Annotated in this window: 3 protein-coding genes; all 3 read right to left on the bottom strand. The window is 62.7% G+C overall.

What is annotated here, in order from left to right:
• The coding region (ntrC, locus tag AB4Z11_RS28225) for a nitrogen regulation protein NR(I) (RefSeq protein WP_442029141.1) at positions 1-1,227 on the bottom strand (1,227 nt) is incomplete at its 3' end.
• Positions 1,228-1,261: 34 nt separating this feature from the next.
• Positions 1,262-2,374: a nitrogen regulation protein NR(II) gene (gene glnL / locus AB4Z11_RS28220; RefSeq protein WP_442029140.1), complete on the bottom strand. Its 1,113-nt coding sequence runs from the start codon at positions 2,372-2,374 to the stop codon at positions 1,262-1,264.
• Positions 2,371-2,853 (bottom strand): DUF4124 domain-containing protein, encoded by a 483-nt coding sequence (locus AB4Z11_RS28215; protein WP_442029139.1) that lies wholly within the window; start codon positions 2,851-2,853, stop codon positions 2,371-2,373. The genes glnL and AB4Z11_RS28215 overlap by 4 nt, the downstream gene beginning before the upstream one ends.
• Between the last annotated feature and the right edge of the window lie 84 nt (positions 2,854-2,937).

Genomic DNA, 2,937 nt, shown 5'->3' with positions numbered 1-2,937 from the left:
GGCATGCACCACGGTGCCGTGATGCTGGGGCATGACGTTTTCGGCGGCGGCCGTTGCGGCAGGCTGGGCGCCGCGTTCCTCGGTCAGCTCCAGCGGCAGGTCTTTCACTTCCACCGTCTGCCCCGGCGCCATCACGGTGATCCAGTTGCACAGGTTTTCCAGCTGGCGCACATTGCCCGGCAATTCCAGGCTTTGCAGGAAGGTCAGGGTGGCATCGCTCATGCGCTTGGCTTCCACGCCCAGCTGTTTGGCGCTCTGCACCAAAAAGTGACGCACCAGAATGGGGATATCCTCACGGCGCTCCCTCAAACTGGGCAGACGCAGGCGAATCACGTTCAGGCGGTGATACAAGTCCTCGCGGAACAGGCCGTCGCGCACGCGCTGCTCCAGATTCTGGTGCGTCGCCGTAATCACGCGCACATTGGCCTTCAAAGGCTGGTGGCCGCCGACGCGGTAGAAGTGGCCATCCGACAGTACGCGCAGCAGGCGCGTTTGCAAGTCAAACGGCATGTCGCCGATTTCATCGAGGAACAGCGTGCCGCCCTCGGCTTGCTCAAAGCGGCCGCGGCGCGTGGTCTGCGCGCCGGTGAAGGCGCCGCGCTCATGGCCGAACAGTTCCGATTCCAGCAAGTCCTTTGGAATGGCGGCCGTGTTGATGGCGATGAAGGGTTGCGAAGCGCGCGGGCTGTGCTTGTGCAGGGCACGCGCCACCAGTTCCTTACCGGTGCCGGATTCGCCCGTAATCAGCACCGTCACGTTCGATTGCGACAGGCGGCCAATGGCGCGGAATACTTCCTGCATCGCCGGCGCCTGGCCCAGGATTTCGGGCGTATCGGCGGGGCCGGATTCCACATTCGCTTCGCGCAGGCTTTCCTCCAGCGCGCGGCGGATCAGCTCCACCGCCTTGTCGATATCGAATGGCTTGGCCAGGTATTCAAAAGCCCCGCCCTGGAATGCGGCCACGGCCGAATCGAGGTCGGAGAAAGCGGTAATGATGATGACCGGCAGGCCGGGATGGCGCTGTTTGACCAGGGTCAGCAAGTCGAGGCCGGAATCGCCCGGCATGCGGATGTCCGACACCAGCACTTGCGGCGTCTCGCTTTCGAGCGCGGCAATGGCATCGCGTGCGTTGGCAAAGCTGCGGGTCGCGAGGTTTTCCCGCGCCAGCGCCTTTTCCAGAACCCAGCGGATCGATTCGTCGTCGTCAACTATCCAGATTGGTTTCATGTAGCTGTGATTCTCCGCATATCACGCCCCTCGCTTATGGCAGGGGCAACAAAATCCTGAAGTCCGTCATTCCCGCCCGGCTTTCGCACTCGATTACGCCGAGGTGCTGCTGTACGAAAGTCTGGGCCAGGGTCAGGCCCAGTCCGCTTCCACCATCCCTGCCCGACACCAGCGGGTAGAAGATCCGGTCGCGGATGGCCGGAGGAATGCCCGGTCCGTTGTCGATGATATGCAAATCTAATGCCAGGTTATAACGCACCTTGGCCATGGTGACTTGACGCGCCACCCGCGTCTTGAAAACGATCTCCGCATCGCCCGCTTCGATGCGACCGGCCAGGGCCTGGGCCGCGTTGTGGGCGATGTTGAGGACGGTCTGGATCAGCTGTTCCTTGTCGCCGCGGAACTCCGGCAGCGAAGCGTCGTAGTCGCGCTGAATCTTCAGGCCATTCGGGAATTCGGCCAGCATCAGACTGCGCACGCGCTCCAGCACTTCGTGGATATTGACGTCGCCTACGATGTGCGGGCGACGGTGCGGCGCCAGCAGGCGGTCCACCAGCGTCTGCAGGCGGTCCGCTTCCTTGATGATGACCTGGGTGTATTCGCGCAGCTGCGTCAGGTGCAGCGGCGGCAGTTCCATTTCCAGCAGTTGCGCCGCGCCGCGGATGCCGCCCAGCGGATTCTTGATTTCATGGGCCAGGTTGCGGATCAGCTCCTTGTTGACCTGGCTCTGGTCCAGCAGGCGCTCTTCGCGGTCCTGCTTCATTTGCTGCACGGTTTCGCGCAGCTCGATCAGCACCGTGTCGCCCGGTTCTTCCAGCGCGCTGGCGATCACGTGCACATGCAGCGGTTCACGGCCGTGACGTTCCAGCACCAGTTCCTGCCGCACATCGGAGAACTTGTGCTCGCGCGCCTGCGCCACGATATGTTCGAGTTCTTCGGGATTRCTGAACTGGCCGCCCAGCTGCTGGCGCGACAGGGCCTTGACCGAAGATTCGAGCAAGTTTTCCGCCGCCGCGTTGGCGAAGGTGATGTGGCCCTGGCCGTCCACCAGCACGACGGCCGATGCCAGCAAGTCCAGACCGGCGAGCGCCTGCGGCCGCGCCATGGCGGCTGCCGCGCGCGCGGCGATATTGCTCACGATGCTCATTTGATGTTGGCGATTTCCCGCTTCAACGCTTCCACATTCTGTTCCGAACGGGCGATGCTGTCCTTCATCGTGGCCACCCGTTCCAGGTACTTGGCGTAATTGCGCTCGTCGCCACGGCGTTCCGGCTCACCGTTGTTGAACTCCTTGCGCAGCTCGGCCAGCTTTTTCGTTTCGGAGTTGAGTTCGTCGGTCAGGATAGCCTTGCGGTCCGCATCGCGGGCCTTCTGCTCGGCGCTGTCCACGCGCGGGAAATTACCCGGGCTGGCAACAGGCGTCACCGGACGCGGCCGCGCGGCACCCTGAGGTGCGGCAATTGAAGCGGGCGGCAGATCCAGCGCCTTGCAGTTGCTCCCCTTGCGGGAATCCGTCAGTTCCTTATGGCCGTCGGCATCGGTGCACAGATAGATTTGCTGCGCCTGTGCCGCGCCACTCAAGGCAATCAGGGCCAGGCCCTGTAAAACGAGAGTGCGAGTTTTCATGCCCCGACTATACAACATCCGAAAAAAAACGCGAGGAAAGCAAAGCCAACCTCGCGTTTAGTTGTCGGCGGATTAATGCTCCGC

Origin of the sequence: Pseudoduganella sp. RAF53_2 (assembly GCF_052113985.1) — a bacterium.
Lineage (GTDB): Bacteria > Pseudomonadota > Gammaproteobacteria > Burkholderiales > Burkholderiaceae_D > Rugamonas.
Note: the sequence above shows the minus strand (reverse complement) of the source record. Positions and strands in the feature narration are given on the sequence as shown.